Source organism: Micromonospora sp. WMMD998 (assembly GCF_029581235.1).
Taxonomy (GTDB): Bacteria; Actinomycetota; Actinomycetes; order Mycobacteriales; family Micromonosporaceae; genus Micromonospora.
The window spans coordinates 6135171-6155420 of sequence record NZ_CP120740.1 but is presented as its reverse complement, the minus strand read 5'-3'; the positions used below and the strand labels follow the sequence as shown (position 1 = coordinate 6155420).

General features: G+C 72.9%; 20 protein-coding genes. 13 read left to right on the top strand and 7 right to left on the bottom strand.

The features are described from left to right. Window positions 1–514: 514 nt before the first annotated feature. Entirely contained in the window at window positions 515–1066 is a 552-nt protein-coding gene (locus O7619_RS27960; RefSeq protein ID WP_282284419.1) for a hypothetical protein, read from the top strand. Between the two features lie 56 nt (window positions 1067–1122). On the opposite strand, the gene O7619_RS27955 is transcribed toward O7619_RS27960, so the two are convergent. Both O7619_RS27955 and O7619_RS27950 read right to left on the bottom strand, forming a co-directional pair. Beyond that, window positions 1123–1521, bottom strand: coding sequence for a VOC family protein (locus tag O7619_RS27955; RefSeq protein ID WP_282284417.1), 399 nt, complete (start codon window positions 1519–1521; stop codon window positions 1123–1125). Then, window positions 1497–2069 (bottom strand): cob(I)yrinic acid a,c-diamide adenosyltransferase, encoded by a 573-nt coding sequence (locus O7619_RS27950; RefSeq protein ID WP_282284416.1) that lies wholly within the window; start codon window positions 2067–2069, stop codon window positions 1497–1499. The genes O7619_RS27955 and O7619_RS27950 overlap by 25 nt, the downstream gene beginning before the upstream one ends. Between O7619_RS27950 and murA the strand changes: the two genes are divergently transcribed. Continuing rightward, a complete protein-coding gene (gene murA, locus O7619_RS27945) occupies window positions 2068–3498 on the top strand; it encodes a UDP-N-acetylglucosamine 1-carboxyvinyltransferase (RefSeq protein ID WP_282284415.1) in 1431 nt (476 codons plus the stop codon). The genes O7619_RS27950 and murA overlap by 2 nt on opposite strands. 69 nt (window positions 3499–3567) lie before the next feature. After that, window positions 3568–4416, top strand: coding sequence for a 3-hydroxyacyl-CoA dehydrogenase family protein (locus O7619_RS27940; RefSeq protein ID WP_282284413.1), 849 nt, complete (start codon window positions 3568–3570; stop codon window positions 4414–4416). A 23-nt stretch (window positions 4417–4439) separates the two neighbouring features. Here the strand turns inward: O7619_RS27940 and O7619_RS27935 are convergent, their stop codons facing one another. The 3 genes from O7619_RS27935 to O7619_RS27925 all read right to left on the bottom strand — a co-directional run bounded on the left by O7619_RS27935 (window position 4440) and on the right by O7619_RS27925 (window position 7021). After that, the gene (locus tag O7619_RS27935) at window positions 4440–5249 is read right to left on the bottom strand and encodes an alpha/beta hydrolase-fold protein (protein WP_282284412.1); all 810 of its coding nucleotides are present in this window, start codon (window positions 5247–5249) and stop codon (window positions 4440–4442) included. Window positions 5250–5330: 81 nt separating this feature from the next. Next, a complete protein-coding gene (locus O7619_RS27930; protein ID WP_282284410.1) occupies window positions 5331–6176 on the bottom strand; it encodes an ABC transporter permease in 846 nt (281 codons plus the stop codon). Beyond that, a complete protein-coding gene (locus O7619_RS27925; RefSeq protein WP_282284409.1) occupies window positions 6176–7021 on the bottom strand; it encodes an ABC transporter ATP-binding protein in 846 nt (281 codons plus the stop codon). Before O7619_RS27925 ends, O7619_RS27930 begins: the two co-directional genes overlap by 1 nt. A gap of 85 nt (window positions 7022–7106) precedes the next feature. On the opposite strand from O7619_RS27925, the gene O7619_RS27920 reads away from it, so the two are divergent. From O7619_RS27920 to O7619_RS27900, 5 genes are all read left to right on the top strand, one after another. Next, the gene (locus O7619_RS27920; protein ID WP_282284407.1) at window positions 7107–7631 is read left to right on the top strand and encodes a PadR family transcriptional regulator; all 525 of its coding nucleotides are present in this window, start codon (window positions 7107–7109) and stop codon (window positions 7629–7631) included. Further along, the gene (locus tag O7619_RS27915; RefSeq protein WP_282284405.1) at window positions 7628–8308 is read left to right on the top strand and encodes an ABC transporter ATP-binding protein; all 681 of its coding nucleotides are present in this window, start codon (window positions 7628–7630) and stop codon (window positions 8306–8308) included. Before O7619_RS27920 ends, O7619_RS27915 begins: the two co-directional genes overlap by 4 nt. After that, on the top strand, window positions 8305–10458 hold the full coding sequence (locus O7619_RS27910) for an FtsX-like permease family protein (RefSeq protein ID WP_282284404.1): 2154 nt from the start codon (window positions 8305–8307) through the stop codon (window positions 10456–10458). The genes O7619_RS27915 and O7619_RS27910 overlap by 4 nt, the downstream gene beginning before the upstream one ends. 113 nt (window positions 10459–10571) lie before the next feature. Then, window positions 10572–12566, top strand: a complete 1995-nt coding sequence (locus O7619_RS27905) for a protein meaA (protein WP_282284403.1) — start codon at window positions 10572–10574, stop codon at window positions 12564–12566. Between the two features lie 119 nt (window positions 12567–12685). Further along, window positions 12686–12982, top strand: a complete 297-nt coding sequence (locus O7619_RS27900; RefSeq protein WP_282284402.1) for a DUF1540 domain-containing protein — start codon at window positions 12686–12688, stop codon at window positions 12980–12982. Window positions 12983–12994: 12 nt separating this feature from the next. Here the strand turns inward: O7619_RS27900 and O7619_RS27895 are convergent, their stop codons facing one another. Further along, entirely contained in the window at window positions 12995–13612 is a 618-nt protein-coding gene (locus tag O7619_RS27895; protein ID WP_282284401.1) for a DUF4126 domain-containing protein, read from the bottom strand. A 71-nt stretch (window positions 13613–13683) separates the two neighbouring features. On the opposite strand from O7619_RS27895, the gene nucS reads away from it, so the two are divergent. After that, complete coding sequence (gene nucS, locus O7619_RS27890; protein ID WP_281586937.1) at window positions 13684–14343, top strand: endonuclease NucS; 660 nt, start codon at window positions 13684–13686, stop codon at window positions 14341–14343. Here the strand turns inward: nucS and O7619_RS27885 are convergent. Further along, a complete protein-coding gene (locus tag O7619_RS27885; protein WP_282284398.1) occupies window positions 14340–15842 on the bottom strand; it encodes an aldehyde dehydrogenase family protein in 1503 nt (500 codons plus the stop codon). The genes nucS and O7619_RS27885 overlap by 4 nt on opposite strands. A 261-nt stretch (window positions 15843–16103) precedes the next feature. Between O7619_RS27885 and O7619_RS27880 the strand changes: the two genes are divergently transcribed. The 4 genes from O7619_RS27880 to O7619_RS27865 all read left to right on the top strand — a co-directional run bounded on the left by O7619_RS27880 (window position 16104) and on the right by O7619_RS27865 (window position 20239). Further along, entirely contained in the window at window positions 16104–16529 is a 426-nt protein-coding gene (locus O7619_RS27880; protein WP_282284396.1) for an FHA domain-containing protein, read from the top strand. Between the two features lie 203 nt (window positions 16530–16732). Beyond that, a complete protein-coding gene (locus tag O7619_RS27875) occupies window positions 16733–17797 on the top strand; it encodes an alpha/beta hydrolase (protein ID WP_282284395.1) in 1065 nt (354 codons plus the stop codon). Window positions 17798–17919: 122 nt separating this feature from the next. Continuing rightward, window positions 17920–19818, top strand: coding sequence for a 3-hydroxybutyryl-CoA dehydrogenase (locus O7619_RS27870; RefSeq protein WP_282284393.1), 1899 nt, complete (start codon window positions 17920–17922; stop codon window positions 19816–19818). Between the two features lie 94 nt (window positions 19819–19912). Continuing rightward, window positions 19913–20239 carry a hypothetical protein gene (locus O7619_RS27865; RefSeq protein WP_282284391.1) on the top strand — a complete coding sequence of 109 codons (327 nt, stop codon included), beginning with the start codon at window positions 19913–19915 and terminating at the stop codon, window positions 20237–20239. Window positions 20240–20250: the final 11 nt, after the last annotated feature.

Genomic DNA, 20250 nt, shown 5'->3' with positions numbered 1-20250 from the left:
CAGTCGTCGCCTGAACGGAGCACGGGTGGAACGCTACGGGTGTCTCCGGCGTGCTGAGACACCCCTGGCGTTCCAGTGGTGGCCTGGGCGGGGCACGGGTGGAACGTCAGGGGTGTCTCCGGCGTGTTGAGGCGCCTGCGTCGTTCCCGTTGTGGGCTTGGGGTGTTTGACGGTGTGCGGATCCGGTCGTGGTGTGGCGGGTGGGTGGGGTGTCCGGTTCGGGGGTGGTGGGTGGCACTCCGACGGGTGGAATCGTCGCCGGGGTGGGGGCGTTGTAACCCGGTGAACGACCGAGGAAGGCCAGCGCCCCCCATGCCGCGCGGTCCGATGCGCCCCCTGGGAATGGCGGTGGGCAGCCGGTCGTTACACAGTCACTCCGGCCCATCCGCGTTGAGGCACCGCCCCGCGAAGCCGCCGGACCCCCCGAAAAGGCTTTGAGCGCCTGACGGTGCTTGCACACGCGCCCGACCCCCCCCGGTGGTGTGTGTGTCGACCCCCGGAATGGAGCCCCCTGATGAACACGATCCTGCGTAAGAGCGTTCTGGGTATCGCTGGTCTGGCGTTCACCGGTGGTGTGTTCGCCGGTCCGATCGCCGCCCACGCCGACACCGCCCACGCCGCCACGGCGGGTAAGCCGGTCGCCGTGCAGGCCGAAGGTAAGCAGTCGAGCATCACCCTCAACGGTGAGCAGACCGCGAACGTCAAGGCGATCATCGCCGCGACGAAGAAGGCCGGCCTGCCCGAGCGGGCCGCGGTCATCTCCATCGCCACGAGCTTGCAGGAGTCGAAGCTGGAGAACCTGGGCCACCTCGGCGACACCAACGACCACGACTCGCTGGGACTGTTCCAGCAGCGTCCCTCCTCCGGCTGGGGCACCCCGGAGCAGATCACCAACCCCGAATACTCCACCCTGGCATTCCTCAAGGGCCTCAAGCAGGTCGACGGCTGGCAGGACATGCCGCTGACCGAAGCCGCCCAGACCGTGCAGGTGTCCGCGTACCCCGACGCCTACGCCCAGTGGGAGAACCAGGCCACCGACCTGGTCAACCAGCACTGGAACAAGTAAGCGCAGACGAAGGCCGGCACCTCGAACACGGGGTGCCGGCCTTCGGCGTCTCAGCTTCACCCTACCGAAACGACCAGCTCGACCTCGTACCCCTGGTTGTCGGTGAGGTAGGCGGCGTGCGGATGCCGGTCCGGGAAGAGCAACGTCCAGCCGTGCTCGGGGGCGGCGGCGACCAGACGGTCGACGGCGGCCGGCGGGCCGGCGTGGAAGGCCAGGTGGTTGAGGCCCGGCGCGAGCCGGTCGTGGACGCGGCCGGTGAGCGCCGGGGACTCCTCCAGCACCAGGTAGGTGGGCCCGTGTCGCCAGGAGCGGCCGGCCGGCCAGTCCTGGTACGGCGTCCAGCCCAACTCGCCGAGAAGCCAGCCCCAGGTACGTCTGGCCTGCCCCAGGTCGGGTACCCAGACCTCCACGTGGTGCAGGCCGCCGGTGGTCAGCGCTTCCCGCCCGGCACCCATAGCACGTCTCCGCCCGGATTTGCCGTTCTTGACAGGATAAAAAGCAGATCGGAGAGCCGGTTGAGATACTTTGCCGGGAGGGTGCTGGTCCGGTCGGGGTCGGCCGTGACGAGCGCCCATGCCGCACGCTCGGCGCGCCGGGCGGTCGTCCGTGCCACGTGCAGCAGTGCCGCGCCCGCGGTGCCGCCGGGGAGGATGAAGGAGTCGAGCTTGCTCAGGCGCGCGTTGTACTCGTCGCACCAGCCTTCGAGGCGCTCGACGTACTCCTCGGTGACCCGCAACGGCGGGTACGCCGGGTCCGGCTCCACCGGGGTCGCCAGGTCAGCTCCGACGTCGAACATGTCGTTCTGCACGGATTGCAGCACGGTACGCAGGTCGTCGGGGAGCTGCCCGAGGGCGAGGGCGACGCCGATCGAGGCGTTGCACTCGTCGACGTCCGCGTACGCGACGATCCGCGGATCGGTCTTCGGCACCTGCTCGTTGTTGCTCAGCCTGGTCATGCCGGCGTCGCCGGCCTTGGTGTAGATGCGCGTGAGGTGGACGGCCATGACGCACAGCCTACGGATACCGGACCTGACCATCCCGGTGCGGCCGGACCGGCCGACCGCGGTGGGGCCGGGTGACGCCGGCGACCCGGCGGTCAGCGACGTCGACGTCATCCGGGTACGCGGGGAGGCCCGGCTGGCCGGCACCGTGCACGTGGTGGGCGCGAAGAACTCGGCGTTGAAGCTGATGGCCGCCGCGCTGCTCGCGCCCGGCCGCAGCGTGATCACCAACGTGCCCCGGATCACCGATATCGCGATCATGGGCGAGGTGCTGCGGCGGCTCGGCTGCGGCGTACGCTTCGGCCCGGACGACCCGGTCGACCCGATGGTGGCCCGCGGCGGCAAGGAGCGGTCCCGCTCGGTCGTCATCGACGTGCCGGAGCGGCTCGGCGCGGAGGCCGACTACGAGTTGGTCCGCCGGCTGCGTGCCTCGATCTGCGTGCTCGGCCCGCTGCTGGCCCGCCGGGGGCACGTGCGGGTGGCCCACCCCGGCGGCGACGCCATCGGCTCGCGCGGCCTGGACATGCACATCGCCGGGCTGGCCCGGATGGGCGCGGAGATCTCCGGCGAGCACGGGTTCGTCATCGCCGAGGCGCCGGACGGGCTGCACGGCGCGGACATCGTGCTGGACTTCCCGAGCGTCGGCGCCACCGAGAATCTGGTGATGGCGGCCGTGCTGGCCCGGGGCGCCACGACGATCGACAACGCGGCCCGGGAGCCGGAGATCGTCGACATCTGCACCATGCTGAACCGGATGGGCGCCCGGATCACCGGCGCCGGCACGTCGACGCTGCACATCGTCGGCGTGCCCGGCCTGCGCCCGGTGCGGCACGCCACGGTGGGGGACCGGATCGTCGCCGGCACCTGGGCGTTCGCCGCGGCGATGACCCGGGGCGACGTCACCGTGACCGGCCTCGACCCGGCCTACCTGGCGGTCGCGCTGGACAAGCTGGTCGCGGCCGGCGGCCTGGTGGAGACGCGCGGCGACACCTTCCGGGTACGGATGGACGACCGGCCGGCGGCGGTGGACGTGGTCACGTTGCCCTTCCCGGGGTTCGCCACCGACCTGTTGCCGATGGCGATCGGGCTGGCCGCGGTCAGCGAGGGCGGCTCCCTGATCACGGAGAACATCTTCGACGGCCGGTTCATGTTCGCCAACGAGATGATGCGGCTCGGCGCGGAGATCCGTACCGACGGTCATCACGCCCTGGTGTGCGGCCGGGAGCGGCTCTCCGGCGCTCCGGTGCGCGCCACCGACATCCGGGCCGGCGCCGGCCTGATCATCGCCGGGCTCTGCGCGGACGGGACGACCGAGGTGTCGCACGTGCACCACGTGGACCGGGGCTACCCGGATTTCGTGGCGGACCTGCGGGCGCTCGGCGTCGAGGTGGAGCGGGGCACCGCGCCGGAGGAACCGGACCTGGCCATCTGACGCTCCTTATCCTTCGTTAAGTAGGGTTCTGGCGGAGACAGTGAAGAACCACGGGCGAGGGAGAAGCAGATGGCGGGTCGACTGGCGGTCGTCGGTGCCGGGCTGATGGGCTCGGGCATCGCCCAGGTGGCGGCGCAGGCGGGCTGGCAGGTGACGCTGCGCGACGTGGACGACGCGGCCACGGGGCGGGGCGTCGACGGCATCCGGAAGTCGCTGGCGAAGTTCGCCGAGAAGGGCAAGATCGAGGCGTCCGACGTCGAGGCGACGCTGAGCCGGATCACCCCGACCACCGAGCTGGAGGCGGCGGCGGACGCGGACATCGTGGTCGAGGCCGTCTTCGAGAAGATCGAGGTCAAGCACGAGGTGTTCCGCGCGCTGGACAAGATCTGCAAGGCGGACGCGGTGCTGGCCACCAACACCTCGGCCATCCCGGTCACCCAGATCGCCACCGCCACGCAGCGTCCGGAGTCGGTGGTCGGCACCCACTTCTTCTCCCCGGTGCCGATGATGAAGCTCTGCGAGCTGGTCCGGGGCTACAAGACGAGCGACGCGACGATGGACACCGCCAAGGGGTTCGCCGAGGAGATCGGCAAGACGGTGGTGGTGGTCAACCGGGACATCGCCGGCTTCGTCACCACCCGGCTGATCTGCGCGCTGGCGATGGAGGCGGTCAAGCTCGTCGAGTCCGGCGTGATCTCCGCCGAGGACCTGGACACCGCCTGCAAGCTCGGCTTCGGGCACGCCATGGGCCCGCTGGCCACGGTCGACCTGACCGGCGTGGACGTGCTGCTCAACGCCACCCGCAACATCTACACCGACACCGCCGACGAGAAGTTCTTCCCGCCGGAGCTGCTCCAGCGCATGGCCACCGCCGGTGACCTGGGCCGCAAGACCGGGCAGGGCTTCTACCCGTACTGAGCGCGTCCTCCGCCCCGGACGACTCACGTCCGGGGCGGGGTGAGCGCGGCGCCGAGCAGCGCGAACGCGTCGGGAATGACGCTGCCCCAGTAGCCGAAGTTGTGCCGCCCGTCGGCCCAGGCGGCGCGTACCGGCTTCTCGGGCAGCTCCCGGGCCAGCGCGCGGACGTCTTTCAGGAAGTTGTCCTGCCGGCCGCACCACAGCCCGACCGGGGTGCCGCGCAGCCTGTCGACCCCGGCGAAGACCGCGTCGCCGGGGCGCACCGCGGGGGAGAAGGCCGCGGCCATCCGCAGCCATTTCGGGTACGCCTCGGCGAGCAGCAACGCCCCGAAGCCCCCCATCGACCAGCCCCACACCGCCACCCGGCTGCTGTCGAAGCCGCGCCGGGCGCACCAGGCGGGCACCTCCTCGCGCACCATCCGCTGCGGGTCGTCGTCGCCGCTCCGGCGCCAGGAGAGCCGGCCACCTGTCGCGCCGGCGAGCGCGAACGGCGGGGCGCCACGGCGTACCGCGTCGGTGAGGAAGCGGGCCAGCCCGAACCGGCCGTAGTCGCGCGGGGTGGCCGAGGCGCCGTGCAGGACCAGGCAGACCGGTAGGCCGCGGCCGTCGCCGTACCCCTCGGGCACGGCGGTCCAGAAGTCGACCTCCCGGCCGCGGGCGGCGGACGCGATGCGGATCAGCCGCTCGTCGCCGGCCGGCGCGTCCGGCAGGGCGGGTCCCGGCCCGGGGCGGGGCTCGGACAGTTGCCGGGCGGCCAGCCCGCCGACCAGTCCGGCACCGGCTACCCCTGCGGCGGCGGTGAGCAACGTCCGCCGGCTCAGCGTGCGTCCCATGCCGGGGAGTGTGCCACCTCGGGTGTTAAGCGGGGCCCCTTCCTATACGCCAGGCGTTAAGAAGGGGCCCCGCCTTACACCTCAGCCGTCGCGGCGGGTGGTCCAGCGGAAGGTGGTCAGGCAGAGCACCAGGCCGATCACGCACCACGCGCCGAGCACCAGCGCCACCCGGCCCAGCTCGAACGAGCCGCCGGGTTCCTGAGCGCCGAAGCTGTCCGGCAGGAACACCGAGCGCAGCCCCTGGCACATCCACTTGAGCGGGAAGAGCGCGGCGACCTGCTGCATCCAGGTGGGCAGGCTGGTGAAGACGAAGAACACGCCGGAGATGAACTGGAGGACCAGCGCGACCGGGGTGACCACCGCCGAGCCGCTGCGGGCGGTGCGGGCCAGCGACGAGATGGCGATGCCGCACAGCGTGCAGGCGGTGACGCCGAGGACGGCGACCCAGCCGAACGTCAGCCACTTGGCGGCGGTCTGCGGCAGGTCGAGGTCGAACAGCGCCACCGACACGGCGAGCAGCAGCGCGGTCTCGGCGACGCCGATCGCCACCACCATGAGCACCTTGCCGGCGAACCAGACCCACTTCGGCATCGGCGTGCCCCGGTAGCGCTTGAGCACGCCCCGGTCCCGCTCGATCGGGATCCAGATGCCGAGGTTCTGGAAGCTCACCGTCATCAGGCCGGTCGCGATCATGCCGGTGATGAAGTATTGCGTGTAGCTGACGCCCGGGGCGATCTCGTCGCTGAAGATCGCCGCGAAGATCAGGATCATGATGATCGGGAAGCCCATCGTGAACACGACGGACTCCCGGCTGCGCAGGAACTGGGTGATCTCCAGCCGGCCCTGGCGCAACGCCAGCGTGCCCGCGCCGGGCCGCCGGGCCGGTGCGGCGGCGACCGGGGCCGCCGGCTTCGTCGTGGTGGTCATCAGCTTCCGATCATCCGCAGGTAGACGTCTTCCAGGGTGGGCCGGCTCACGGCCAGGCCGGGCACCTCGCCGCCGAAGCGCGCGGCCAGCTCGGCCACGAGCGCCGTCGGCGTCGCGGTCTCCGCCGACTCGACCGCCCCTTCGGGGGTACGCCAGGAGACGGTCGCCAGCGACTCCTGCCGATTGCCCAGCGCGTTCGGCGGGGCTACCTCGATCACCCGGCCGGCGGCGATCACACCGACCCGGTCGGCGAGCGCCTCGGCCTCGTCGAGGTAGTGGGTGGTGAGCACGATCGTGGTGCCGGCGGCGGAGAGGTCCCGGATCAGCTCCCAGAACTCGCGCCGGGCCTCCGGGTCGAAGCCGGTGGTGGGCTCGTCGAGGAAGAGCAGCTCGGGGCGACCGACGATGCCCAGCGCCACGTCCAGACGGCGCTTCTGCCCGCCGGAGAGCGTGTGCGTGCGCGCCCTGGCCTTGGCGCCCAGCCCGACCCGCTCGACGACCTTGGCCGGGTCGTCGGCGTCCGGGTAGAAGCCGGAGAAGTGCCGGACCACCTCGCCGACGGTCAGCTCGTCGAACTCGCCGGTGCCCTGGAGCACGATGCCGACCTTCGAGCGCCAGTCGGCGTCCGGCCTGGCCGGGTCGACGCCCAGCACCCGGACCTCGCCGGCGTCGCGGTGGCGGTAGCCCTCCAGGATCTCCACGGTGGTGGTCTTGCCCGCGCCGTTCGGGCCGAGCAGGGCGAACACCTCGCCCCGGTGGACGTCCAGGTCCACCCCGGCCACCGCGACGTTGTCGCCGTACGTCTTGCGCAGTCCCCGTACGGAGATCGCGAGCTGCTGGTCCATGGCTCAAGTGTGCGTCCTGCCGCGACCCGCGGTGGTCCCGGGTTCACTATATACGCGGGGTATACACCCGGTGTAGTCTCGCTTCATGACGGTTCCCCTGACCCTGCTCGGCCTGCTCGAACGCGAGCCGAGCCACGGCTACGACCTGAAGCGCGACTACGACACCTTCTTCGGGCGCGGCAAGCCGCTGCCCTACGGGCAGGTCTACTCGACGCTCAGCCGGCTGGCCCGCGACGGCAAGGTGGTGGTCAGCGACGTCGAGCCCGGCGCCGGCCCCGACCGCAAGCGCTACGTCATCACCGACCGGGGCGCCACCGAGGTGGAGCACTGGCTGACCGAGCCGGTCGAGCCGGAACCGCACCTGCAGACCGTGCTGTTCGCCAAGGTCGTGCTCGCCCTGATGCTGGGCCGGCCGGCCGAGGACTACCTGGACACCCAGCGCGCCGCGCACCTGCGCCGGATGCGCGAGCTGACCGAGGTCAAGCGGGCCGGCGGGCTCGTCGACGCGATGCTCGCCGACCACGGCCTCTATCACCTGGAGGCGGACCTGCGCTGGATCGAGACGGCCGGCGCCCGACTGGACGCGCTACGGAAGGCGGTACGGCGATGACCATGACCATCGAGGCCCGGGACGTCACGTTCTCGTTCGGCGAGACCCCGGCCCTGCGCGGCGCGAGCCTCGCCGTCGAGGCCGGTGAGATCGTCGCCGTGATGGGCCCCAGCGGCTCCGGCAAGTCGACGCTGCTGCACTGCCTGGCCGGCATCCTGGTGCCCGACTCCGGCGAGGTGCGCTTCGGTGACGTCCGACTCGACGCGCTCGGCGAGGCGGAACGGAGCGCGCTGCGCCGCGACCGCTTCGGGTTCGTCTTCCAGTTCGGCCAACTCGTCCCCGAACTCACCGCGGCGGAGAACGTCGCGCTGCCGCTGCTGCTCGGCGGCGTCCGGCGTGCCCCGGCGCTACGGTCCGCCCGCGCCTGGTTCGAGCGGCTCGGGCTGGCCGGCCTGGAGCACCGCCGCTCTGGCGAGCTCTCCGGCGGGCAGGCCCAGCGGGTGGCGCTGGCCCGTGGCCTGGTGACCCGGCCGCAGGTGCTCTTCGCCGACGAGCCCACCGGCGCGCTCGACTCGCTCACCGGCGAGGAGGTGATGGACCTGCTCGTCGCCACCGCCCGGGACCAGGGCACCACCGTCGTGCTGGTCACCCACGAACCGCGCGTCGCCGCGTACGCCGACCGGGAGGTCGTGGTGCGGGACGGCCGGATCAACGCGCCGGCCGGGGTCGCCTCGTGATCGCGCTCGCGCTGCGCCTGGCCGTCGCGGGCGGCCGGGAGGCGTTGCTCCGGCTGGCCGCCGTCGCCGCCGCCGTCGCGATCGGCACCGGGCTGCTGCTCACCACCGTCGCCGGCGTGCACGCCACGAACGCCCAGCTCGGCCGGTACGCCTCGACGTATCCGCAGGAGACGGCGGATGGTGCCGCCGACCCGCTGCTCTGGTCGACCCGGACCGACTACTTCCACGGCGCGCAGATCACCCGCGTCGACGTCGCCGCCACCGGGCCGACCGCGCCCACCCCGGTCGGCGTGCCCCGGGTGCCCGGCCCCGGCGAGTGGTACGCCTCCCCGGCGCTGCGCAAGCTGCTGGCCACCACCCCGGCCGACCAGCTCGGCGACCGCTATCCCGGGCGCGACCTGGGGGCCGTCGGTCCGGCGGCGCTCACCTCGCCGGAGACCCTGTTCATCCTCGTCGGCGGCACGCCGGAGCAGGTCGGCGCGCTGGACCGGGTCCGGAGGGTCACCCGGGTGGACGGCAACGAGGCCCCGCTACCGGAGACCGCGATCGACCTCATCCTCGGCGTGGTGGTCGGTGGGCTGCTCTTCCCCGTACTCATCTTCATCGGCACCGCGACCCGGCTCGGCGCCGCCCGCCGGGAGCAGCGTTTCGCCGCGATGCGCCTGGTCGGGGCGACCCCACGACAGATCTCGGTGGTCGCGGCCGTGGAGGCCGCGCTCGCCGCGGCGGCCGGCGCGCTGGTCGGCTTCGCCCTGTTCCTCGCGTTCCGCCGGCAGCTCGCCGGGATCCCGTTCACCGGCCTGCCGTACTTCCCCGACGACCTCTCCCTCGGCGTGCCGGACGTGCTGCTGGTGGCGCTCGGCGTGCCGGCGGGCGCGGCGGTCGCGGCCTGGATCGCGTTGCGCCGGGTGCGGATCTCCCCGCTCGGCGTCACCCGGCGGGTGACGCCCCGGCCGCCGCGGGCGTACCGGTTGATCCCGCTCGTGCTCGGTTTCGCCGGGCTGGGCCTCGGCCTGCTCTACCGGCCGGTCACCGGCGACGGTCAGACCGCCCTCTTCCTGCCCTCCCTGCTGCTGGTGATGACCGGGCTGGTCACCGGCGGGCCCTGGCTGACCAGGGTCGGCGCGCGGGCGATGGCCGCCCGGGCGCGCCGGCCGGCCGCGTTGATCGCCGCCCGCCGGCTCGCCGACAACCCGGCCGCCGGTTTCCGGGCGGTCAGCGGCGTGATGCTCGCGCTGTTCGTGACCACCGTGGCGGTCGGCATCATGGGCACGATCGCCGCCGAGCGCGGCCCGGCCCCCCGGGGTTCGCTGGAGGCCGGCCGACTGTCCTTCTGGTTGGGGGACGACGCGCAGGTGCCCGCCGCGCTGCCGGCCGACCTGGCCGCGGTCCCCGGCGTGCGCAACCTCGTGGTCATCCGGGAGAACCCGGTGCGCGGCGAGGGCCACGACTACGGGGTGATCGCCTGCGCCGACATTCCGCCCGCCTACGGGCGGTGCGCCGACGGGGCGACCGTCGCCGAGGTGTCGGAGGGCCTGGTTCCGTGGCAAGAGTCCGCCTCGGCGGACCGGGTCTGGCCCGCCTCGGCGGTCGACCCGGCGGCGCTGCCCCAACTGCCGGCGGGTTCGCTGGCGGTCGACGCGGACGGTCCGGTCGCGATCGAGCGGGCCCGGACGGTCATGGAGGCCGCGTTCCCCGCCCACGCGGTGGCCCCGAACGTGCCGGGTGACTTCGAGTCCGACTTCGCGAACACCATGCGGGGCTGGCAGCGGTTGGCCGACGTGGTGGTGGTGTCCAGCCTCGCGCTCGCCGGGTGCAGCCTGGCGGTGGCCGTGGTGGCCGGTCTCAGCGAGCGGAAGCGGCCGTTCAGCCTGCTGCGGCTCAGCGGTGCGCCGGTGCGGCTGCTGCGCCGGGTGGTGGCGTTGGAGAGCGCGGTGCCGATGCTGACCGTTGCCGCGGTGGCGGTCGGGATGGGGCTGGTCGCCGCGCACCTGTTCCTGCGCGCGCAGATGGACTACGACCTGCGCCTGCCCGGGCCCGGGTTCGCCGCCGTGGTGGCCGTCGGGCTGCTCGGCTGCCTCGCCGTCATCGCGGCCACGCTGCCGCTGCTGGAGCGCGTCACCGGTCCGCAGACCGCGCGCAGCGAGTGAGCGCGCCAGGTGGGCCGGCCACACTCGGCGCCCCGGCCGGCCCACCGGCGCGGACATCCAACTGTGTGGTTTTGCACAGCCTCTTTTACTGAACGGTAACTTAGACTCCGGCCATGGACGACGCGATGCCGGGACGCCTGCCGGAGCGGGACCGCCCGTGGGTGATGCGCACGTACGCCGGGCACTCCTCCGCCGCGGCCTCCAACGCGCTCTACCGCCGCAACCTGGCGAAGGGGCAGACCGGCCTGTCGGTCGCGTTCGACCTGCCCACCCAGACCGGGTACGACCCCGACCACGAGCTGGCCGCCGGCGAGGTGGGCCGGGTCGGCGTGCCGGTGGCGCACCTCGGCGACATGCGCGCGCTGGTCGACGGCATCCCGCTCGCCGAGATGAACACCTCGATGACGATCAACGCGCCGGCCATGTGGATGCTCGCGCTCTACGGCACCGCCGCCGTCGAGCAGGGCGCCGAGCTGCGCCGCTGCGCCGGCACCACGCAGAACGACATCATCAAGGAGTACCTGTCCCGGGGCACCTACATCTTCCCGCCGGCCGCGTCGCTGCGGCTGACCGCCGACGTGGTCGCGTACACGCTGCGGGAGATGCCGCGGTGGAACCCGGTGAACATCTGCTCGTACCACCTCCAGGAGGCCGGTGCCACGCCGGTGCAGGAGGTCGGGTTCGCGCTCGCCACCGCCGTCGCCGTGCTGGACGCCGTGCGCGACTCCGGGCAGGTGCCGGCCGAGCGGATGGGCGACGTGGTCCAGCGGATCTCCTTCTTCGTCAACGCCGGCGTGCGCTTCGTCGAGGAGATCGCCAAGATGCGCGCGTTCGGCGCGCTCTGGGACGAGATCACCCGTGACCGGTACGGCGTGACCGAGGCGAAGCAGCGCCGGTTCCGCTACGGCGTGCAGGTCAACTCGCTGGGCCTGACCGAGGCCCAGCCGGAGAACAACATCCAGCGGATCGTGCTGGAGATGCTCGGCGTCACGCTCTCCCGGGACGCCCGGGCCCGGGCCGTGCAACTGCCCGCCTGGAACGAGGCGCTCGGCCTGCCCCGACCGTGGGACCAGCAGTGGTCGCTGCGCATGCAGCAGGTGCTGGCGTACGAGTCGGACCTGCTCGACTATCCCGACCTGTTCGACGGCTCGCACGTGATGACCGCGCTCGTCGACGACATCGTGACCGGCGCCCGGGTCGAGCTGGACAAGGTCCTGGAGATGGGCGGCGTGGTGACCGCCGTGGAGTCCGGCTACCTCAAGAGCGCGCTCGTCGCCTCGCTCGCCGAACGCCGCCGCCGGATGGAGTCCGGCGCGGACGTGGTGATCGGCGTCAACCGGTTCACCGAGACCGAGCCGTCCCCGCTGACCGCCGCCGGCGCGGAGGCGATCGAGCAGGTGGACCCGGCCGTCGAGGCGACCGCCGTGGACGGCGTACGCGCATGGCGGGCCGGGCGGGACGCGGCGGCCGTGGACGCCGCGCTGGACCGGCTGCGCGCGGACGCCGCGACCACCACGAACCTGATGCCGGCGACGCTCGCCTGCGTGGCCGCGGGCGTGACCACGGGCGAGTGGGCGGGCGCGCTGCGGCAGGTCTTCGGCGAGTACCGGGCGCCGACCGGGCTCGCCGGCGCGGCCGGGGCCGGCGGCGACGCGGGCCTCGCCGCGGTCCGCGAGCGGGTCGCCGCCACCGCCCGCGAACTGGGCGCCGGCCGGCTGCGTCTGCTGGTCGGCAAGCCGGGGCTGGACGGGCACTCCAACGGTGCCGAGCAGATCGCGGTACGCGCCCGCGACGCCGGCTTCGAGGTGGTCTATCAGGGCATCCGGCTGACCGCCGGGCAGATCGTGGCCGCCGCGGTGGAGGAGGACGTCGACCTGGTCGGCCTCTCCGTGCTCTCCGGCTCGCACCTGGCCGCCGTGCCGGCGGTGCTGGACGGGCTGCGCGCCGCCGGGCGGGGCGACCTGCCGGTGGTGGTGGGCGGCATCATCCCGCCACGCGACGCCGAGGCGCTGCTTGCCGCAGGCGTGGCGCGGGTGTTCACGCCGAAGGACTTCGCGCTCACCGGCATCATCGACGAGCTGGTCACCGTCATCCGCGAGCGGATGTAAGGAGGGGGCCCCGCTTAACGCATTCGGTAGAGGCGGGGGCCCCGCTTAACACCGGATCCGGCCCGGCAGCGCGCGCAAAAGCCTAGAGTCGGGGCAAGACATCACGGAAGGGCGGAAAGATGACCGCGTCGATGGAGATGCCCCGGGTTCAGGAGTGCGCCGTCCGGTCCTGCGCCTACAACCACACGAACGACTGCCACGCCTTCGCCATCACGATCGGCAGCAGCGACCACGCCCACTGCCACACCTACGTGGACATGCCGGTGCGCGGCGGCATCGACCAGTTGACCGCCCAGGTGGGCGCCTGCTCACGCGCCGACTGCCAGCACAACTCCAACCTGGAGTGCCACGCCCCCGCCATCACCGTCGGCCCCGACATGGACATGGCCGACTGCATGACCTACCGCAGTCGCTGAAGCGGGGCAGGCTCAGACGCGGAACCCGGCGGCGCGGGCCGCGGCGCGTTCCCGACGCCGGTCGGAGCGGCGGCGGAACAACCACGCCACGAGGGCCACCAAGCCGACCGCGAACACCAGCACCAGCACCGGCAGCAGGATCGCCACCACCGACATGACCACGCTCGTGGCGTCCTCGGCGGTGCTGGCCACCGGTGCGCCGAAGCCGGCCGTGGCCGCGTTGACGACCGGCCGGGCGGCGGCCTTGAGCAGGTGCACGCCGAGCGCGATGAGCACGCCGACCACCACCGGCACCCACTGGTGGGTGGAGAAGAACGTGTCCGGGTCGCTGACCGTGACCGTCTCCGCGCCGGAGCCGGCGCCGAAGGCCAGGCCGCCCGCGGTCGGCCGGACCACCGTCTGCACCACGTCGTTCACGTGGTCGACCACCGGCACCTTGTCGGCGACCACCTCGACCGCGAGCAGCACGGTGAGGATCAGCAGCACCCAGCCGTTGCCGAGCCACTGCCAGCCGCTCGGCAGCTCGATCAGGTCGGTGTAACGGGCCAGCAGGCCCATCAGCATCAGCGGGATGTAGGCGTTGAGGCCCGCCGAGGCGGCCAGGCCGGAACCGGTGAGGACTTCGAGCACGATCTCAATATGGCACCGGTGCGCCAGTGGCGCTCGTCGGCGCCGGCCGGGGGCTCGGCTACCCTCGTCGGGTGCGGTTGGTCATTGCGAAGTGCTCGGTGGACTATGTCGGACGACTCTCGGCCCACCTGCCGCCGGCCACCCGGCTGCTCATGGTGAAGGCGGACGGCTCGGTGTCGATCCACGCGGACGACCGGGCCTACAAGCCGTTGAACTGGATGAGCCCGCCGTGCCGGCTGGAGGAGGCGCCCGGCGTGTGGCGGGTGGTCAACAAGGCCGGCGAGGAGCTGCGCATCACCCTGGAGGAGATCTTCCAGGACACCTCGTACGAGCTGGGCCTCGATCCCGGCCTGCGCAAGGACGGCGTGGAGGCGCACCTCCAGGAGTTGCTCGCCGCCAACCCGACGACGCTGGGGGAGGGCTTCACCCTGGTCCGGCGGGAGTACATGACCGCGATCGGCCCGGTCGACCTGCTCTGCCGGGACGCGAACGCCGGCGCGGTCGCGGTCGAGGTGAAGCGGCGCGGCGAGATCGACGGGGTGGAGCAGCTCACCCGCTATCTGGAGCTGATGAACCGCGACCCGCTGCTCGCGCCGGTCACCGGCGTGTTCGCCGCGCAGGAGATCAAGCCGCAGGCCCGGGTGCTCGCCACCGACCGCGGCATCCGCTGCGTGGTGGTCGACTACGACAAGCTGCGCGGCATCGAACGCGACGAGCTGACGCTGTTCTAGCGCCCCCGGCCGTACATCAGCTTGGCCACCCTGACCAGGCGCGCGACGTCGGCCGGGGTGCGCTCGAACGTCATGGCCGGCAGCAGCGAGCGCGCCCGACGCCGGGTGACCGCCTTGGCCCGGCCGAACTCGCGCAGCCCGTCCTCGCCGTGGATCCGGCCGAAGCCGGACTCGCCGGTCCCGCCGAACGGCAGCGTCGACATGCCGGCGAAGGTGAGCGCCGAGTTGACCGAGGCCATCCCGGAGCGCAACCGCCGCGCCACGGCCACCGCCCGCGCCCGGCCGAAGACCGAACCCCCGAGGCCGTACGGCAGCGCGTTGGCGCGCTCGACGGCCTCGTCGACGTCGCGGACCCGGTTGACGGTGAGCGTCGGGCCGAACGTCTCCTCGCGTACGGCGGTCGAGTCCTCCGGCACGTCGACCAGCACGGTCGGGTGCACGTACGGCGGCTGGACCGCCTCGGGGCCGCCGAGCACCGCCCGGCCGCCCCGGGCGACCGCGTCGTCGATGTGCCGCCGGATGACGTCGATCTGGGCCGGCATGGTGATCGGGCCCAGGTCGGCCCCGTCGGCGCCGACGGTCAACCGGCCGGCCTTCGCCGTCACCTTGTCGACGAAGGCGTCGAAGACTTGGTCGACCGCGTAGACCCGCTCGATGCCGATGCAGGTCTGCCCGGCGTTGGTCAGCCCGCCCCACACGGCCGCCTCGGCCGCGGCGTCCAGGTCGGCGTCCCCGTCCACGATCATGGCGTCCTTGCCGCCGGCTTCCAGCAGCACCGGGGTGAGCGTCTCGGCGCAGGCCGCCATCACCTTCTTCGCGGTTGCGGTCGAGCCGGTGAAGGCCACCTTCGCCACCCCGGAGCGGCACAGCGCCGCGCCGACGTCGCCCAGCCCGTGCACCGCCTGGAACACCTGCTGCTCCGGCACCACCTCGGCGAACCGGTCGACGAGCCACTGGCCCACGGCCGGGGTGTACTCGCTCGGCTTGAACACCACCGCGTTGCCGGCGGCCAGCGCGTACGCGGCGGAGCCGATCGGGGTGAACACCGGATAGTTCCACGGACCGATCACGCCGACCACCCCGTACGGCTGGTATTCGAGGTGGCCGGTGAACTCGGCGAGGATCAGCCGGGAGCGGACCCGCCGGGGCCCGAGCACCCGCCGCGCGTTGCGGGCGGCCCAGTCGATGTGCTCCAGCGCGGTGAGGACCTCCACCACGGCGTCGCCGATCGGCTTGCCGCTCTCGGTGTGCATCAGGTCGGCCAGTTCCTCGATGCGCCGGGCGAGCACCCCGCGCCAACGCTGGAGCCGGTCCCGGCGGCCGGTGAAGCTGAGCCCGGCCCACCAGTCGGCGGCGGCGCGGGCCCGGTCGACGGCGGCGCGCACGTCCGCCTCGGTCGCCACCGGGAGCCGCCCGGCCTCCGCGCCGGTCGCCGGGCTGCTCGACACCAGTCGACCGGCCTCGATGAGCGGGGTTCCGGGGACATGCACAGTGGTCATGGCCGCAGTGTAAACCCGAATATTACTCACCGGTAGGTGTCGCGGGCCCCGTACGCAGGGCGTACCGACGGTCGTCATATCGACGCATGTGATAGCTGATCGCGCCCTTCCCGTCCACCCGAACGGCGAACGGGAGATGACCGGCCGGGGTCACGGGGGTGACCACGCGGTGGTGGGGAGCCACTACGGTGACGTGGCAGGCTGACCGCGGGGCGATGTGGGGTGGAGGTCGACTTGTCGATAGAGGAGCATCCTGAGCTGATGCCGTTGCTGACGGTGTCCGGTGGGGCGATGCGTGGGCTGAGCTTCCGGATCGGCCGGGGCGTGCAGGTGATCGGCCGCGCGCCGGAGGCCGACGTCGTGCTCGCCGACGCGCACCTGAGCCGGCGGCACGCAAGCGTCCAGGCCACCGGCGAGGGGGTGCTGCTCACCGACCTCGGCTCGACGAACGGCACCTGGCTCAACGACACCCGGGTCGTGGGCAGCGTGCCGGTCTCCGACGGGGACGTGATCCGGCTCGGCCGGACCGACCTGCGTCTCTACGATCCGGGCGTGGCCCGGACCGACCCGGTCGGGATGACCTTCGGCACGCCGCGCCGCGACCAGCGGCCCACGCTGCCGCTGCCGGTCCCGGCACCCAGGCATCCGATCGAGGCGCGCACCCCGCAGCCCGCCGAGGCGAGCTGACCGCACCCCGACATCAGCGCGCGCCGTGCCGTGCGCCCGCATTCACGGAAAGCGTGGCTATCCAGGCCCGGATAGCCACGCTTTCCGTGAAACCGGGGGCGTGAAACCGGGGCGGCGGGTGTGGGGTGGGGGTGTGAGGGCGGGCTGGGGTGTGTGGGGTGGGGACATGGAACTCGGCGGGCGTGGTGTGTCAGTGTGCGCGGATGCGGAGCGCGCGGCACACGGTCCAGGCGAACGGCATCACCCAGGCGGTCCGGGTGGCCGGGCCGCCGGACGGCGTGCCGGTGCTGCTGGTGCACGGCAACGTGTCGTCGTCGGCGTTCTGGGAGCCGCTGCTGCCCCGGCTGCCGGAGACGCTCCGGGTGGTCGCCCCCGACCTGCGCGGATACGGCGAGACCGACACCGCCCCGGTGGACGCCACCCGAGGGCTGAGTGACTTCGCCGACGACGTGGCCGCTCTGCTCGACACCCCCGGGCTGTTCGCGCCCGGGGCCCGGCCGGTGCTGGTCGGGCACTCCCTCGGCGGTGGGGTGGCGATGCGGCTGCTCGTCGACCGGCCGGAGCGGGTGGCCGGGCTGCTGTTGGAAGCGCCGGTCTCCCCGTACGGCTTCGGCGGCACCCGGGACCTCGACGGCACCCCCACCACGCCCGACTACGCCGGCACCGGAGCGGGCGGCGCGAACCCCGACTTCGTGGCCCGGCTCGCCGCCGGCGACCGGGGCGCGGACGGCCCGACCAGCCCGCGCACCGTGCTGCGCACCGCCTACGTGGCCGATCCGGCGTCCCTCGGCGAGCACGAGGACCTGCTGCTGGAGAGCATGCTGACCACCGCCACCGGGGACGACAACTACCCGGGCACGGCGGTCGCCTCGGCCCACTGGCCGGGGACCGCCGCCGGGCCGCGCGGCGTGCTCAACACCCTGGCCCCGGCCCACTTCCGGCTCGCCGACGAGCTGGTCGCCGTGCCGGTCAAGCCGCCGGTGACCTGGGTACGCGGCGACGCCGACGTGATCGTCTCGGACACCTCGCTGTTCGACCTGGCGTACCTCGGTCAGCTCGGGGTCGTGCCCGGCTGGCCGGGCGCGGACGAGTGCCCGCCGCAGCCGATGGTGGGGCAGACCCGTGCCGTGCTGGACCGCTACGCGGCGGCCGGCGGGGCGTACCGGGAGGTGGCGCTGCCGGGCTGCGGGCACAGCCCGCACCTGGAACGGCCGGCCGAGTTCGTCGCCGAACTGCTGGCGCTCGCCGGGGTGCCCACGCCCGGCTGAGGCGTGGTGCGTGAAATATCCCACGGCGTCTCGACAACGCAGCGTCACATGGCAGACTCCGGCGCATAACCTTAGCGGCCGTTCAAGTCGGCAACGGCGGAGACAACCGAGGGAGGCCGGTCGTGGCGCGCGAGTTCACCAGGGTGGGCGTGGTGGGTCTGGGCACCATGGGTGCCGGCATCGTCGAGGTGTTCGCCCGCAACGGACTCGACGTGACCGCCGTGGAGATCTCCGAACCCGCGCTGGAACGGGGCCGGGCCACCCTGACCGGCTCCACCGACCGCGCCGTGGCCAAGGGCAAGCTCGCCGAGGCCGACCGGGACGCCCTGATGGCACGGGTCGACTTCCGGGTCGGGCTGGACGCCCTGCACGAGGTGGACCTGGTGATCGAGGCGGTGCCCGAGCACCTCGACCTCAAGCAGCGGATCTTCGCCGAGCTGGACCGCGTCTGCAAGCCCGAGACCATCCTCGCCACCAACACGTCGTCGCTGAGCGTAACCGAGATCTCCGTCGCCACCAGCCGGCCGAACCAGGTCATCGGCATCCACTTCTTCAACCCGGCGCCGGTGATGAAGCTGGTCGAGGTGGTCCGCACGGTGGTCACCTCGGCCGACGTGGTGGCCGACGTGGAGGGGCTGTGCGCGCGGCTCGGCAAGGTCGACGTGACGATCAGCGACCGGGCCGGCTTCATCGCCAACGCGCTGCTGTTCGGCTACCTGAACCACGCGGTCGGCATGTTCGAGGCCCGCTACGCCACCCGCGAGGACATCGACGCCGCCATGAAGCTCGGCTGCGGCCTGCCGATGGGCCCGCTGGCGCTGATGGACCTGATCGGCCTGGACACCGCGTACGAGATCCTCGACACGATGTACCGGCGCGGCGGCCGGGACCGCCGGCACGCCCCGGCCCCGCTGCTGAAGCAGATGGTCACCGCCGGGCTGCTCGGCCGGAAGTCCGGGCGCGGCTTCTACACCTACGAGCGGCCGGGCTCACCGAAGGTCGTACCCGACGAGCACACGCCGGTGGCCGCGGACGTCGCGCCCGCAGACGGCGCCCGGGTCGTGGCCAAGGTCGGTATCGGCCACGCGAGGAGTGAGCTTGCGAGCCCCGCAGTCGTGGCCAAGGTCGGTATCGGCCACGCGAGGAGTGAGCTTGCGAGCCCCGCAGTTGTGGCCAAGGTCGGTGTCGTGGGGTCGGGGACCATGGCCACCGGCATCATCGAGGTCTTCGCCAAGGCCGGCTACGAGGTCATCTCGGTGACCCGGGGCGCGGAGAAGTCCGCCGCGGTCTGCGAGGCGGTCAAGACGTCGCTGAACAAGGGCGTGGTCCGGGGCCGGCTCGCCGAGACCGACCGGGACGCCGCGCTGGGCCGGGTGAACTGGTCCGCCACGCTTGAGCACCTCGCCGACGTCGACCTGGTCGTCGAGGCCGTGGTCGAGGAGTTGAGCGTCAAGAAGGCGCTGTTCGCCAGCCTGGACGAGATCTGCAAGCCGGGCGTCGTGCTCGCCACCACCACCTCGTCGCTGCCGGTGATCGACGTGGCGATGGCCACCCAGCGCCCCGCCGACGTGGTCGGCCTGCACTTCTTCAACCCGGCGCCGGTGATGCCGCTTGTCGAGGTCGTGCGGACCATCCGCACCTCCGGCGAGACCTCGGCCACCGCCCGCGCGGTCTGCGCGGCGCTCGGCAAGACCGCCGTGGTCTGCGGCGACCGGTCCGGGTTCATCGTCAACGCGCTGCTCTTCCCGTATCTGAACGACGCGGTGCGGATGCTGGAGGCCAGCTACTCCACCGCCGACGACATCGACCACGCGATGAAGCTCGGCTGCGGCTACCCGATGGGCCCGTTCGAGCTGCTCGACGTGGTCGGCCTGGACGTCGCGCTGGCCATCCAGCGGGAGCTGTACCTGGAGCTGCGCGAGCCCGGCTTCGCCCCGGCGCCGCTGCTGGAGCACCTGGTCACCGCCGGCTACCTGGGGCGCAAGACCGGCCGCGGCTTCCGCGACCACACCAACCGCTGAGCGGGTCAACGGCCCGCGCCGGTGACGGCGTCCCGCCCAGGCGGGGGCGTGCCCGTGCCAAGATCGCCCGGAGGTCGGCCGTACGCTGGTAACCGTGAGCCCCCGTCGCAATCGGCCCCGCCCGGATGACCGTACCGGCCTGGACGCCGACCGAGCCCGGCACGGCGTGTCGACCGTGCAGCAGTGGCGCGACGGCGACTGGCAGGTACGCGCGATCAGCGGCGGGGCGTCCGCCAAGACGTACCGCTGTCCCGGCTGCGACCAGGAGATCCGGCCCGGCGTGGCGCACCTGGTGGCCTGGCCGGCCGACGACCGGGGTGACCTGACCGACCGTCGGCACTGGCACAGCGGCTGCTGGCGGGCCCGGGACCGGCGCCTGCCGAACCTCCAGCGGGGGCGCGGCGCCCCCCGCCACGGCTGAGCGATCTGGAT